The sequence below is a fragment of the Photobacterium arenosum genome (assembly GCF_014841115.1).
Taxonomy (GTDB): Bacteria; Pseudomonadota; Gammaproteobacteria; order Enterobacterales; family Vibrionaceae; genus Photobacterium; species Photobacterium arenosum.
Genome location: NZ_JACYTP010000003.1, coordinates 279,672 through 293,424, shown reverse-complemented (window position 1 = coordinate 293,424; position 13,753 = coordinate 279,672). Strand labels below are relative to the sequence as shown.

The following is a 13,753-nucleotide window of genomic DNA, read 5'->3' as shown; positions in this document are numbered from 1 at the left end:
ATTTCACCCAAATAACACGAGGTAACTTATCATCTGTTTTTCAGCCACTACATTCATGCTGCCTTTACTCTTATCCTAAATAAGAATAAAAGCGGCGATACTCGCCGCTTTTATTCTTTCACACATCAGAATTGAACTGTTGTAAAACTATTATCTGATGAGTTCACGATAGTATCGACCGCAACATCCAGGTTTGTCTGGGTAATGCTAACGAAGTTATCATCAGCCTCGCCGCCAGCACCAATAATACTGACAACTGCTAGTGATAAATCACCAAGCTGATTCACAAGCACAGTATTGTCATCTGCTTCACCGAGCAAACTCACCACTGAAAGGTTTGTATCACCTTGTTGAAGTACATTGACTAAGTTGTTATCCGGATTATCAAATGGCGCACCTGCAGCTAATACAATGGAGGTGTTCGTTGTGCCGATCTGAGTGGTGTTCAGGATGTTATCATCCCCGGCGACTACAGTAGTAATTGCCGTATTCAAATCGCCAATCTGTGTATGTGATGCAAAGTTGCCATCTGCATTAAGGTTCATTTGAATATCGGAGCTGTTCAGACCACCAGTTTGTGTGACCACTGCACCATTCTGATCAGAATCATTATCAACAACCACATCAGATTCGTTTGAATCACCCTGCTGATTAACAATTGTCCAGTTGTTATTTGAACCATTGTCATAGATGACTTCTGAGTCATGTGTCAAACCAATCTGAGAAACGGTAGTGTTGTTATCATCAGAATTATTATCGTGAAATACAGATGAAACATGACCAGCCGCTGGAGAAAACTGGAATACACTTACCACGTTTCCATCACTACCATTCAGTGCTGTATTGGTTGAAGTATTTGTAGCATAAACACTACCAGATGCTAACAGTACAGAGATTGCTAAAGCTAACTTTTTCATAGTACTTTCCTTCATTGTGTTAATAAAATAAAATATTTCTACTCATGCCATTTAAAATTAATACGGATTCATTACCATTCTGGTTAATATCAAATCCTGAAAAAATAACATGAGGTTTATTTACTACGACCGCTATGTTTTCATCACCACGCTGAGTGATACTATCGCTATGACCTATTCCATTTTGACTTAGGATAGCAATGTTTCCATTTCCATATTGTTCTATACTCCCATCATTTCCAAACCCATGTTGAGAGACAGCAGCATAATTATTATCGCCATCCTGCTCAATATATGAACGGTTATAATGTCCCTCTTGATGAGAGTAAGAAAAATTACCTCGACCGCTCATTTTTATCTTACTTTGATTTCCTCCCCATCCCCCTGATGATTTCTGAACAATGATTGCCGTACTATCAGTGGCACCATATGCTTCAATTGAAGATATATTGCCATCTGACCCCCAAGCATGGTTTAACTCGTTTTCTGCTAATTCCCCCGCATTCGCTCCGCTAACACTGAATACAGAAAAAGTAATTAAAGTCATATTGAATATATTTAAAAATTTCATTTTCTTGTCCAGAAGAAAATATGCTTGTAAAAATATTATGGCAGCTTAATGTTTTTACACCATAAACTTAATAGTGAAATTATCAATTATGATAATTAAGAAAACGAACATAGAAATTGACTTGTAATCCTGTATTAATCAAATGGTTAGCCCATATAAGAAAGACAATCTCAATATAAACCATAGGATTATTTTGTTAATTAATACTAGATGTAATGATTATTGCTATAAATTTTTCAAACAAATCCAATGTTCTAATTCTTGCCGCATACACAAGCGACTTGTGGATGCAGGTAGCGAAAAATGAGTGGATCCCCAGTCACATAACTTAACTATATGATTAGGCCAGGCTGGTGTTTCATTTAGTAAACGCAATCAACACCGCTACAAAGCTTCAAATAGGACAGGTAGAAGAATGACTTTATGAATGGAGTCGAATTTCAGGAGAAATCACTCTCACCGCTCTCACACCAGAATCATACTGTTCCGTACCGCGACGATGTATACGTTACATTTAAGCTGGTAGTACCTGCCCCCAGTTTGTAAAAAATTTCTTCGATAATGTGCGATTCATGTACAGAACCCGAGTTCCTTAATCTAGTGGCATAACGAATTTCGCCACCTAAATAAAAACAGTACCACCCAACACTATGCCCGACACATAGCAAAAAGCCATCACAATGTGATGGCCCATAGCAATAGCTGATTAATGCCAGATAACTAGATGAGAGGCTGTTCTGTAAACATGTATTTTTGAATCACTGGATTTCCTATATCTGAACGATTGGCCAGCTTCCAAAGATTGGTATTGATACCATCGACAATCAATTGAATTACTGCTGCGTCTATAGCAGACATAACAGCTATATTGACAGGCTCATTAGTGGTAATTCCCAGTTCAGCCTCCAGTAAATCTTTGTAGTCGATGAACTTAAAAACGCCGGTTTGAAGCTCTTGCGAGAGTATCGTCTTACTTGTTGTTACACTCAGCAGCACCCGTCCCGTTCGCACATCTATTGCCCTGAGATTCACGGTGACCTGGTCAGTTCTGTACTTAGAAGAGATGCCAATCCCCAGATACCGAGCACCGGAACCTCCGGTTTGAATATTGGTGTCATAGGCAACAATCCCACCTTCAATCACAATATTGGATGACATGAGTGAAGGCAAATGAGAACCGTGGTTGACTGGTATCTCGTGTTTCTGCTGGGCTGCACGGATGATTTTCCGCTCCGTCAACAGATTCTGCAAACCTTCCCGTTCCAATGGGACAAACCACCTTGAATTCAATAACGATGTGGTAAGTAAGGCAGCCCCTCCCTGCGGCACAGCAGTTGAAAAGTTACTGTTCGGCTGCGGTTTATATTGTCCTGTTTGATCTCTGAAATCATAAACAGAGACAAAAATCTGACCTTGAGGCAATGGGAGAGAGACTAAATCTTCATAAATTGCTCCTCTTGGCATCAAAGTAGGCTCTCTATCTGCATCAGGTATTCTCATTGAATTGGAACACGCATTAATTAACAACACAGAGCACAAAATGACGATGTTTTTCATGACAAACTCCCTGTTAGTCAGGCATCAACCCATTAACTTGAATGGTTGATGATTCTCCCGTTTGCTTATCCGTAATTTGAATCAATAAAACCCCATTATCATCGACAATATTTAAGAGGAAATCATCTGTTGATAACTGACCTGTATTACCATTCCCCACATCAGCAAGTAACTGGCTAATCAATCTTGATTCCAGGTTTGCTGTCAATCTTTCCAGATCAGACTGCTGTTCAAATGGATCACTGGAAGTCGGATCTTTATGATCATTAATCGCATTAGCTACGCCTAAGAGAAAATTGCCATTTAATGGATTACCGCCAAAATTTGGATTTACTGGTGTGTAAATTAACTCTGTTGCTTGGGCGCTCCAACCAATGACACCCATTAACAGCAAAGAATAGGTCTTTCCCTTCATGGTGCTTACTCCTTAAATTTCGTCGTAGTCAATATCGAAGGTATCTTTTAAATACCTTTCTATCCGCCATCTCAATACATAATTTCCCACTGCTGAAACAGCTTTATCTGTTTTTTCTTCAACATTCTGTCGCCCTGGGGACAATGCTGTTCTGTATATAATGTTTTGTCGATGATATATCGTAATAATACTTCCAGATAAAGCGGTCGGTCTTTCTTTTACAAGCAGGTTTTCTTTTAACTCATCAACTTGATCTTCTAACTTTTGTGCAAATAATGAGTAAAAGTCTGCCCCTAATCGAGTCATCGTCCTGTCTATAACAGCACCGCTAATTTCACGAAGACTATCCAGACTTTCTAACCTTCCTTTAGCTTCTAAAGGTTCATCACCCTCTAAACTTTTACCATTTTCAAGTTTCTTACCATTCTCTAGAGGTTGATTTTTCTCTCCCGAATTCTCACTCGCTATGCTTGCCTGCTGTGTTAACATACAAAGAACAAAGACAGAAATAAGATTTAACTTTTTCATGATAATAAACTATTAAATGAATGATTCTTAGCCCACATAAACGCCTGCAGGCGATTCTTGACTTTGATTTTTTTAAACACATTATGAAGATGTGTTTTGACTGTATTTTCACTGACAAATAAAGAGTCAGCGATTTGAGAATTAGATGCACCGGAAACTAAAAGTTGCATAATTTCTTTTTCTCGACTCGTCAACTCCACATTTAATTTTGGTATAGTGATTTCAGTACTCCGGTACTCAGAAATCAGTTCCTGGCATAACTTACGGCTAAACCACAACTCACCACTTTGTATCTTCAGCAACCCTTCAGATAACAGGTCAAGTGAATCGCTGGTATAGAAAACCCCCACCAAATTCGGCCATCTCTTAAGCTCATCGACCTTAATGTCAGTGCAAACATTAATCAGAACTTCAGAAGGTATTACCTCTTTATCTGCCATGGTACTCAGATACTTTTCACTCGATTTCTGCGTGATACTGGCAGAATCTAAAATGAACAATGTCTCTTCTATCTGCTTAGCTGATAACTTGCTGATTTCATCCAGCTTTATACAGTTTATGGAAAATGTAAGCTTCTTTAGCAAGTACTCTTTCAGAATAGAAGACTGAATACTCTCGTCCGACACTAATGCCAATCTAGTGTATGATTTTCTAGACATTCCTACTCGTCCTTTCATTATTATATTAGCGTTTTAATAAAGTTAACTTTAGTTCACGTAAAAAAAATGACAAATAATAAAGTTATCGTGAAGTCATTTAAAGTTAATCATTTAAAAACATAGAGTTACATTTGGTCTTACATTTTAACCTTAATACTTATTTGTCTTATGAAGCTCAATAAAATTATATAAAAAATCACCTTTTTATTTTTAGCACTGGAAGTTTAGTTTGGTAGTAAACTTAAGTATTAAATTTCAATTATTCAGTTAAATTAGATAGTTGATGAAGGCTTTCTACACATAAACATTGTTACCATAAAATCATGTGTCAATATTTTTTACGTTTGTCTTTCTAGGCAGGTTTATTCTGAGATAATTCGGTTCAATATTCATCAGAGAGTATATGGCTGCAGAGTTAAGCTGATTGATGCCTATATTGAATATGCAGGATGATGGATGCGAAAGAAATCCGGATGGGGTGTCGCGGTATTTCAACAGGCCTAGCGGCCTGATATACATCAGACTAAATATGGGTTTGCCTGAAGGGCAACTTGGTCTCGCTCCGCTCGGCTGAGACTGGCCGTCCGCCCCCTTCTAGGCTTCTTCACCCTATCTCATCCTGCCAAGGTTCAGGCAAAAAAAAACCGCTGATGCTTCAGCGGTTTCTTCGAATGTGGCGGAGCCAGAACAAGGTATAGAGGGATTTTCAAATCCCGGGAAACATCATCTTAAACCCAATAAAAAAAGCCCCGACTAGGCGTCCCCGTCTGATGACGGGGCTTTCGAATGTGGCGGAGAGATAGGGATTTGAACCCTAGATACGCTATTAACGTATGCCGGTTTTCAAGACCGGTGCTTTCAACCACTCAGCCATCTCTCCTGAATGTGGCGGTGAGGGAGGGATTCGAACCCTCGATACGTTGCCGTATACACACTTTCCAGGCGTGCTCCTTCAGCCACTCGGACACCTCACCAAATTGTTGCCAACACCTGTCGCGTCGACGGCGGCTAATTTACTGACTTGTGCTAATCGGGTCAAGGTTTTTTCCCAATTAGTTGTACTTTCTTATCGTAAGCGATGATCAAAAGATCAAATCGGTTTTTTCTTAGGCCTAACACACGCTTATTTCTACACTTGTAAGATAATTCTTATTTGAGTCTCACCACTTCACTATGCGTAATCTCACCGTATTCGTACTCTCGTTAGTCTTATTGATCACCGTCTTTCCCTGCTACGCCAGTGAAGAGTCAAATTCCGCCACCACCCAGCAAACGTCCGATTACAGTAAAGCACTGGACAAACAGATTGCGTTGGCTAACGAGCTGGAGACAACGCCTGAGAATGAAAAATTACTGGAGAAACTACTTCAGGCTCAGGATCAGCTGCAAAAAACGCAAACCTATAAAACGCAAATCGAAAAGAACCAGCAGTTGCTGGATAACTTCAATGAGCAAACGGAAACCATAAAAACTCAAATCAGTGACTTTAATGCCTCAAACTTTCCAGACTTTAGCCAATGGAGCCAGGATCAGCTTACCCTTGAGATAGCTGAACAGGACAACAAGTTAGAGCAGCTTGAGTTACAGCGACATAACTATCGCAACGAGATTGAAGACATAGAACGCAGTATTGATGCGTTTCCAAAACGGGTCGAACAACTGCGCCAACAGATAGATAATGCAGATAAAGCCCGCAAGCAGGCGGAAAGAGATCGTGATAACCCGCTGTTGCTGGTTCATAACATTGAGTATGAGTTTTATGACAACCAGTTGTCTGCCCTCGAAGCCGAACAGTTGACGGGTGATAATCGCCGCACGCTCAGCAAGCAAAAGCTCCAGCTGGTCAATGTAGAAATAGAGGCCAGACAAGCTTATCGTAACAATCTGCAATTGATGCTGAACCGGCTACTCAGAACCGATGCCGAACAGTCTGCCGTCGATACCGATGAGCTGGTACAAGAGCTGGTCGATCTTCCCCCTGAACTGAAACAGCTCAGTGAAGAAAACCGGCGCTATGCCCGTGTGTTGTCCTCGTTGTCAGATCAACTGGATCAGGTTCAGTTGCAACAGGAAAAAACCGATCAGCAATCAGAACAAGTGGCAAAAACGGCAGAGGATCTGAATAACATGGCCGAGTGGTTGTCCCTCAGCCCTGCTTTCAGTGAAAACATGCGTACGCGGCTCAAGAGACTGCCAGATCCGCCGGATATGTCAGAGCTCGACAATAACATCGCTCAAAATCAGATCCGTAAGTATGAATACCAGCAACGGTTTGAAGATCTGACCGAAAGCGCAAAGTCTGCGCCAGAAAAAAATCTGTCCGAAGATCAGCAAGCACTGCAATCCGAACTCGTTCAGAACAACCTGTCTTTGTTAGAAAAGCTGATAGACAGCAGCGACATCCTGATTTATCAGCAAGCAACCTTGAAAGTCGCCTATGACAAACTGGATTCATCACTGAATAACCTGAAAAACAGAGCGGCACGCTTGCTGTTTCTGGCGCCGGACAGCAACGCTTTCAGTATCAAATTAGCGACCGACACACTGGAAAAATTGCAGTGGTTTTTTTCACCGTCGCACTGGCTGGGCTTACTCAAAGTCCCTTTGGTTGCCGATCCTGTGCTACTGGCTTTCTGTCTGATCATTGTCGCACTGCTGATTATTGCTCTCAGCTGGAGCCGCGCACGCTGGAAGCAATATTTAAAAGAAACCAGTCAGTATATAGGTAAAGTCACCAAAGACAGGTTCAGCTTCAGCACGATCAATGTCATCTGCTCTGGCTTGTTTGCCTGGCCGGCACCACTGGTGGTCGCCGTCGTTGGCGCCCTGTTAAGCGCGCTTTGGCAACTGCCTTTCATCCATCACTTAGGCCAAGCCCTCGCACTGCCATTGCCTCTGGTCATGTACTGTTTCATGAGGGAGCTGGTACGGCCGGACGGCCTGCTCATCAAACATTTTGACTGGCAGCCCAATCTGGTCATGCGCTGCTTCGGCCACTATCGCCGATTGCTCTGGATTTACCTCCCTATGATGGTGATCCAAAACTTTGCCTTCTTCTACAACGATATTGATGTGAACGCCACACTAGGACGACTTGCTTTTATCATCAGCAACATAGCCGTCAGTTACTTTATGTGGAAAATGGCCAATGAGCGTATTCCTATGACCTACCGGGACCTACCTCAAGGCCATTTGCATCTCAGCCATCACTTATTCTGGTGGCTGCTGATTTTATTACCGCAAGCGCTTAACTATTTTGCACTGCTGGGCTATCTGGGTTCAGCGCAAAAACTGATGTCCAAACTCGAATATGCTGCAGTGCTGGGCGTGTTTACCCTCTTGGTGTATTACCTGATCAAACGCCTTATGCTGATTCAGCGACGCAGGCTGGCTTTCGAACGTGCCAAAGCAAAACGTCAGGAAATACTGGCGCAGCGAAGAGCTGAATTACTTGAAGGCAAAGAGGAACCAGCAAGCAGTGAACTGCATATTGAAATTGAAGAACCAGAAGTCGATCTGGATGTCATCAGTGCGCAGTCACTGCGGCTTTTACGCTCACTGTTGCTGCTGATTTACCTGTTTATTCTGGCGCTCTTGTCGTCAGATTTATACCAGGCCACCAGCTTCCTTGAAGACATTACACTCTGGGACGTCAATGCCAATATCGACGGGATAGAACAACTCAGCCATATCACGCTGAAAAGTGTGCTGCTCGCCATTCTGGCGCTCTGGCTGACTGCCATTCTGGCCCGTGATTTACCCGGGGCAATGGAGCTGCTGGTGCTGCAACACATCAGCCTGAGTCCGGGAACCGGCTATGCGATTACTTCCCTGACCCGCTATATGGCCATTTTCTTTGGCATCATTATTGGTTCGGCATTGATAGGTTTTGAATGGTCGAAAATGCAATGGCTGATTGCAGCGCTGGGGGTCGGCCTGGGTTTTGGTCTGCAGGAGATTTTCGCCAATTTTATCTCAGGTTTGATCGTTCTGTTTGAGAAGCCTATCCGCATTGGCGATACGGTCACCATTCGCGATCTTACCGGGATTGTGGCAAAAATTAATACACGGGCAACCACCATTGTCGACTGGGACAGAAAAGAAGTCATCGTGCCGAACAAAGCCTTTGTGACAGAGCAGTTTGTCAACTGGTCGTTATCGGATTCCATCACCCGGGTAACCATAGCTATCAGTGTGAAATATCTGGCTGATACTGAATTGGTGACCCGGCTGTTATTTGAGGCGGCAGATGAATGCGAACTGGTGCTGGACAATCCTGAACCCGAGGTGTTTTTTCTGAGTATTACTGCAGACGCACAAAATTTTGAAGTGCGGGCCTATGCAGCAGAAACCGGCCACCGGCTCAGTCTGACCCATGATCTCCACAGCCGGATTAAACGTAAGTTCCTGGCACACGATATCAGTATTGCGCACCCTCAACTTGAAATTGCCATCAAGAAGCAGCAACGTCACCCTTTGAGCCGCTAGCGGCAGCAACGAAAAAGGCAGTCCGTTGGACTGCCTCTCAGGAAAGACGTTTTAACTCGCTGTGTTAAGCCTGCTGGTAGTAACCCGGTACTCTGAACATACGACGGCAAACTTCAAGAAATTGGCCATAGACGCCACCCAGTACACCGCTTACCAGCGCATTAGTTGCAACCGCTGTCATGATTTGCTCAGGCTCGGCCCCCACAAACCAAAGGATAGCGGCATAAACAGGCGACTGGAATAGCACGTAAGCCAGCATATCGGAGACGAATTTCATCCGGCCCAACGGGCTCAATTTTGCGCCCTGACGGATCATCCAGTCGCGAAAGACGCCGTAAGGCCAGGCAATAGCAATGTTAACCGGAATTGACAATGTTCGGGAAGCCAGCGACTGCTGGAAGGTCATCCCTGAGATAAACACTTCGATCATCATGCCCGTGATAAAGCAGAACACCACCATTGCAAAAGTGTCTGCTGCCGCATTGCGCACATTAAATTGTTCTTTCACTGCCGCTCCGAACCATTAACCAGAGATAAAAGCCAATATGGGTAATTCAAAAAGACTATATGACCAGAATCAACGCACATAGCCAGTCATTTGTCATATTAAATCAACTTTTCAGTGAAATATCTCACTGTATTAATATTAATGTTGTCTATTTACAACCAATAATCGTAATCAAAGCCGCATATTTAGCTAGTTGCGCACTACTGACGTGCTACTCAGGTATTTCTTGCCTTCTGTTATTCGGTTTTTTCGCATGTTTCACGGCACAAAAATGGTCGGAAAGCTCAGTTTGTCAGTTGATAAACGCAGCTTATCGCCAAGATCCGGTTTATTTACATGAAACCCCACCCCAAGTTTCGCTTCATTTTGCCTGTGCTATTTTTATATTTTTTTCATAAACTTATGATAGAACAAGCTCGGCTACCTCATCTAGCCTGCAATTAACACTGTTAAGATTGCCAAAAATCGTATGCATAAGGTGCACTTTACTGAGTCATGACTGAAGATCATGCCAAATGAAGATAAAACTGCAGGTTTTTATCGCGGGGATACAGGCACACAAAAGAGATATAACTACATAAGTGAAATTTAATTACATATCATGACCAAGCGCTCAGCAAAGAAAAAAGGGAGCACAAGGCTCCCTTCTGGTTCATAACGTTAAAAACGGCTTAGTAATTCAGGTTCAGTGTCACGCCTGAGAAGTTGCTGTAGCCACGCAGCATCACGTAGTAGGTCTGGCCAGATGAAACGGAAACATTGCAGGTTTCATTATTCCCACCAACATATGGACGACAATCCCATGAGCTCGTGGTGGGCTTGCTGCCTGCTTTCACGTACAAGTCGGCATCGCCAGATCCGCCAGTAATGCTTACAGAAGCACTTGATACTGATGCTGGCACAGTGAATGTGTAGTGAAGCTCACTGCTTCTGTTACCGGAAAGACCACTGATAGGCTTGCCTTTTTCTAGCGTATCACCCGTTGGCGGGGTTACACCACAAGCGGCATTGACACCGACAGTATTGAAGGCATCGACAACATCAGCAGTGTTATAGCCCAGATCCTGGGTTGCTTTAACAACACCACAACCACCCTGGTCAAAGTTGGAGTTGGCAGTCCAGTACAGCTGGTTAGCCACTGCAAAAACTTCGAAACCTTTACGGGCATCCCAACCGGATTTATTGGCTAGCAAGTAATATGCACGGTTGAATACACCGCTTGAATAGTGCACATTCAGGCCCGATGTGTACTGCGAAGCATGATCGATTGAGCGGCCGTCTTTGGATGGCTGATCAAAATAACGTAAGCCACCGGACTGTTTGAAAATATCGCTTCCTACTACCCAGTCCACACTGCCACGCATATAGAATTCAGCCGCTTCACCGGCGATATCAGAGAACGCTTCATTGATACCACCAGACATATTGCGGTATTCCAGACCTGAGTTCTGCTCGGTAAAGCCATGGCTGACTTCATGAGCACTGACATTGATATCTACCAGTGGATAGAAGGTAGAAGAACCGTCACCAAAGGTCATTGCGCTGCCGTCCCAGAAGGCATTTTCATATTGAGAGCCGTAATGCACACGCATTGTCAGCTGGAAGGTTAACGGTGCCGTATTCAGCCAGTCTTTATACATATCAAAGACAACCTGGCCAAAGTAGTGAGCATCATTCAGCGGTGAATAGGCACCATTGACCTGCTTGTGGCTATTGGCGTTGCTGTCAGTCGGACAGTTATAGCTGAAGGCGTTGTAGCCTGAGGTCGCCCCATTGAGATCGACGGTTTTTACTGCACTGGTATTCATGGTACAGGTCGTACCGTTTTTCTCCACCATGAAATTCGGGAAATCCACACCGAACTGATATTGCCCGGTCTTAGTGTTACCACCAGGGCCAGAGCCCGGAGCCTGGATATGGGCGATGCTGTCCCAGGTATCCAGCACATCACCTGTGTTGGCATCAATGAAGAAATAAGGACGTGATGGCTCATCAGAAGGAACAAAGAAACTCACCTGGTACACCAGCTCAGCCAGATTGTTTTCATCCAGACGAACCATCAGTGTCACTTGTTCATTTTCAAGTGGCAGCTCACCGGTTAATTGCGGAGAATGTAAAGAAGCATGGTGTGATTTAGCAATATTCAGTGCCTGTTTTTCATCAATACTTGCCTGAATTAATGGCAGATCTTGCTCTACATTTTGCGCCATTCGGCCATGAACCTGAGTCAGGCCTTTATTACTTGTCGTTGCCACTACGGCAGTATTATAAACGGGTAATCCTTTATAAAGCTGCTGATAGCGAACCTTTTGTTTACCATTTGGCAAAGTGACCGATTTAACAGGTTTAAAACTGTTATTTAATGGTGTCAGTGAACGTGCCATTAACCCTTGTTCCAGAACAGCAGAATCGGTTACGTCAACCATTTCTGCGGCCATGGCCGGCAAGGTGAAAAGTGAACCTAGTGTCAATACAGCCAAAGCTTGTTGTTTGTTTGTTTTCATTACTCATTCCTAGAGATTATAGTGAGCTGTCCTGCGCATCCCAACCAACAAACCATTCATACTGCAAATGTTTTATCGCCTAACTTCTGAGAACTTCTTGTTTCAGCTCCGTTACACATATGTATGCTTTTCAAGAAAGCGATTCAACTTTGGCTCAGCATTTCAATACTTTGCAAACATAACGAACAAAAAACCGATAATGAAACGTACATAAAAGTTAACATTTTAATAACAATTAAAACAATAAATAAGAGCTATTACTCTAATGTCAAGTAAAATCAACACGTTGAATCACCACGGATTGTATATGAAAATTTACAAATTAGTTCTTGCTAATTTACAAATATAATGAGGGTTTGATATTTAATGTAACGAATGAACATAAAATGAATAGTGTCTCGCAAATATTTTCGGCTGATAAAAGCGCTTAACGGCCAAATTAGAAATGAGTATTTCGTGAATAAACCAGTTCGCTGTCATCTAGCATTAACGACGCTATTTTAAATTTTCAATACAAAATAAATAACGATTCATGAATAAAGACTGAGTCAGAAATGAAATAATGAAGGTCAGTTTTAATTTTCTGGCTTATAGGCCATTTGATACAACTCAGAGTCGTTAAATACAAAAAGACCCGCTGATTTCTCAACGGGTCTTTTCTGAATGTGGCGGTGAGGGAGGGATTCGAACCCTCGATACGTTGCCGTATACACACTTTCCAGGCGTGCTCCTTCAGCCACTCGGACACCTCACCTAATTTTGGTCACTGCGCTTACTCAGTAACGGGGCGTAACTATAGTGTTGCCCCCGACTGAGGTCAACCCAAATCACCACATTATCAATCAAGTGGATACTTTTGCAGCATTGTCAGGCTCACACTCCCCTTTTTTCATGTTTCCCCGTTACAAGGCTATGTCTTCTGACTCTGCCTGCTACAATACCGTTATTCTGCTCCCAGGCGCTGGAACAGCGTGCCTGCCCATTTAAAAGAGAAACTGATAATGTCTGCGCAACTTTCGGCAATTTTGCAAGACCCTGAACTTAGTCAGCATTTGCTGTCTGAACATCAAACCCGTGGCTTTGTAACGGCAATGGCGGCGGCCCCTCATTTACTGGATCCGGCTGAATGGCTGGCCTACCTGTGGGGTGGTGATGAAACCTCGCCATTTACCAGCCATGAAGAGTTGGAAAACTATGCCAACGCCATCGTTCAGATATGGAACGAAGCGCGCCAGGCTTTGTTGTCCAATAGCTGGGAATGGCCGGAAGGCTGCGATTTGGATGACAAAGAATTAGTCACGCCAGCCACCCGTGAATTTGCCGAAGGCGTATTACAGGGCTGGCAATTGGCCCGGGATGACTGGGAAACCATCATGCCGGAAAACAGCCAGGACAATGCCCTGCTGGGTGGCGTGCTGCTTTCTGTCAGCCTGCTGTATGATCCGGAAAGTGCAATGGCCGCCTTATCTGAGCAAGGCGCTGAAGGTCTGGCACAATTTGAAGAAGTATTCAAAGCCATCCCTCCCATGCTGTGCGGCCTGACTCAGCGCGCACAACAGCTTACCGAAAACCAGTAATACCAACCGCCGGGCAGCCACTTCTGCCC

At 43.5% G+C, this 13,753-nt stretch carries 10 protein-coding genes and 3 tRNA genes; 2 read left to right on the top strand and 11 right to left on the bottom strand.

Annotated elements, in window-relative coordinates; genetic code table 11:
* Positions 1-125 precede the first annotated feature (125 nt).
* The 8 genes from IFO68_RS07275 to IFO68_RS07240 form a co-directional block, all read right to left on the bottom strand.
* Positions 126-917 carry a hypothetical protein gene (locus IFO68_RS07275; protein WP_192015276.1) on the bottom strand — a complete coding sequence of 264 codons (792 nt, stop codon included), beginning with the start codon at positions 915-917 and terminating at the stop codon, positions 126-128.
* A gap of 19 nt (positions 918-936) precedes the next feature.
* Positions 937-1,488 carry a curlin subunit CsgB gene (locus IFO68_RS07270; protein ID WP_192015275.1) on the bottom strand — a complete coding sequence of 184 codons (552 nt, stop codon included), beginning with the start codon at positions 1,486-1,488 and terminating at the stop codon, positions 937-939.
* Between the two features lie 720 nt (positions 1,489-2,208).
* Positions 2,209-3,045: a CsgG/HfaB family protein gene (locus IFO68_RS07265; protein WP_192015274.1), complete on the bottom strand. Its 837-nt coding sequence runs from the start codon at positions 3,043-3,045 to the stop codon at positions 2,209-2,211.
* Positions 3,046-3,058: 13 nt separating this feature from the next.
* Positions 3,059-3,460 carry a curli assembly protein CsgF gene (locus IFO68_RS07260; RefSeq protein ID WP_192015273.1) on the bottom strand — a complete coding sequence of 134 codons (402 nt, stop codon included), beginning with the start codon at positions 3,458-3,460 and terminating at the stop codon, positions 3,059-3,061.
* A gap of 12 nt (positions 3,461-3,472) precedes the next feature.
* Positions 3,473-3,988 carry a curli production assembly/transport protein CsgE gene (locus tag IFO68_RS07255; protein WP_225445103.1) on the bottom strand — a complete coding sequence of 172 codons (516 nt, stop codon included), beginning with the start codon at positions 3,986-3,988 and terminating at the stop codon, positions 3,473-3,475.
* On the bottom strand, positions 3,985-4,647 hold the full coding sequence (locus tag IFO68_RS07250; protein WP_192015272.1) for a LuxR C-terminal-related transcriptional regulator: 663 nt from the start codon (positions 4,645-4,647) through the stop codon (positions 3,985-3,987). Before IFO68_RS07250 ends, IFO68_RS07255 begins: the two co-directional genes overlap by 4 nt.
* Before the next feature lie 789 nt (positions 4,648-5,436).
* Positions 5,437-5,527: transfer RNA gene (locus IFO68_RS07245), tRNA-Ser, on the bottom strand.
* 6 nt (positions 5,528-5,533) lie between these two features.
* Positions 5,534-5,621, bottom strand: a tRNA-Ser gene (locus tag IFO68_RS07240).
* Between the two features lie 199 nt (positions 5,622-5,820).
* Between IFO68_RS07240 and mscM the strand changes: the two genes are divergently transcribed.
* Positions 5,821-9,135, top strand: coding sequence for a miniconductance mechanosensitive channel MscM (gene mscM / locus IFO68_RS07235; RefSeq protein ID WP_192015271.1), 3,315 nt, complete (start codon positions 5,821-5,823; stop codon positions 9,133-9,135).
* A gap of 64 nt (positions 9,136-9,199) precedes the next feature.
* Here mscM and IFO68_RS07230 read toward each other — a convergent pair whose 3' ends face one another.
* The 3 genes from IFO68_RS07230 to IFO68_RS07220 all read right to left on the bottom strand — a co-directional run bounded on the left by IFO68_RS07230 (position 9,200) and on the right by IFO68_RS07220 (position 12,901).
* Positions 9,200-9,643 (bottom strand): L-alanine exporter AlaE, encoded by a 444-nt coding sequence (locus IFO68_RS07230; RefSeq protein ID WP_303453641.1) that lies wholly within the window; start codon positions 9,641-9,643, stop codon positions 9,200-9,202.
* Between the two features lie 671 nt (positions 9,644-10,314).
* Positions 10,315-12,147 (bottom strand): M4 family metallopeptidase, encoded by a 1,833-nt coding sequence (locus tag IFO68_RS07225; protein ID WP_192015270.1) that lies wholly within the window; start codon positions 12,145-12,147, stop codon positions 10,315-10,317.
* A 666-nt stretch (positions 12,148-12,813) separates the two neighbouring features.
* Positions 12,814-12,901, bottom strand: a tRNA-Ser gene (locus IFO68_RS07220).
* Between the two features lie 247 nt (positions 12,902-13,148).
* Between IFO68_RS07220 and IFO68_RS07215 the strand changes: the two genes are divergently transcribed.
* Positions 13,149-13,724 carry a UPF0149 family protein gene (locus IFO68_RS07215; protein WP_192015269.1) on the top strand — a complete coding sequence of 192 codons (576 nt, stop codon included), beginning with the start codon at positions 13,149-13,151 and terminating at the stop codon, positions 13,722-13,724.
* The last annotated feature ends 29 nt before the right edge of the window (positions 13,725-13,753 follow it).